This window comes from Geminicoccus harenae (assembly GCF_019800005.1).
Lineage (GTDB): Bacteria > Pseudomonadota > Alphaproteobacteria > Geminicoccales > Geminicoccaceae > Geminicoccus > Geminicoccus harenae.
The window spans coordinates 1-719 of record NZ_JABGCL010000217.1; the positions used below are offsets into that span (position 1 = coordinate 1).

The 719-nt window shown below is 65.1% G+C and carries 1 protein-coding gene; it reads right to left on the reverse strand.

Features of this window, described 5'->3' with window-relative positions; translation table 11 throughout:
* The coding region (locus HLA95_RS27680; RefSeq protein ID WP_222185179.1) for a DDE-type integrase/transposase/recombinase at positions 1 to 698 on the reverse strand (698 nt) is incomplete at its 3' end.
* Positions 699 to 719: the final 21 nt, after the last annotated feature.

The following is a 719-nucleotide window of genomic DNA, read 5'->3' on the forward strand; positions in this document are numbered from 1 at the left end:
TGGTTCACCTTGGTCAGGCGGTGCTCGATGCTGTGCTCTGCGCAAACCCGGTCGAAGATGTGGACGAAGGCGTACTGGTCACACGTCCGGTTGGTGAACTGGATGCCGTTATCGGTCAGCACGATGTGGATGCGGTAGGGCACGGCCGTGATCAGGTCGCGCAGGAACTGGGCCGCCTCCATCTTGCCAGCGCTCTCCACGAGCTGGACGAAGGCGAACTTGCTGGTGCGGTCGATCGCCACGAACAGGCGCAGCTTGCCTTCTTCGGTCTGCACCTCGGCGATGTCGATGTGGAAGTAGCCGATCGGGTAGTTGGCGAAGCGCTTCTTGTTAGGCTTTTCGCCGTCGAGCTCCGGCAGGCGACTGATCCCATGCCGAGCCAGGCAGCGGTGCAAGGACGAGCGGGTCAGGTGCGGGATGGCCGGCTGCAAGCCATAGAGGCAGTCGTCCAGCGGCAGGAGCGTGTGCCGGCGGAAGGCGACGATGATCGCTTCTTCCTCGGGCGTCAGCACGGTGGATCGAACCTGCTTTGGCCCCATGGGCGCGTCCGCGGTCGCCGACCGCTTGCGCCACTTCTGGACCGTGGTGGGGCTGACGCCATAGCGCTTCGCCAGCGCCCTCACGCTCTCTTGACGTAGCTGGATCGCGCGACGGACCGCCTCCGTCGTACGGGCGCTGCCGTGAAGAACCTGGCCCATAGCGCCTCCCTTGCCGCATGG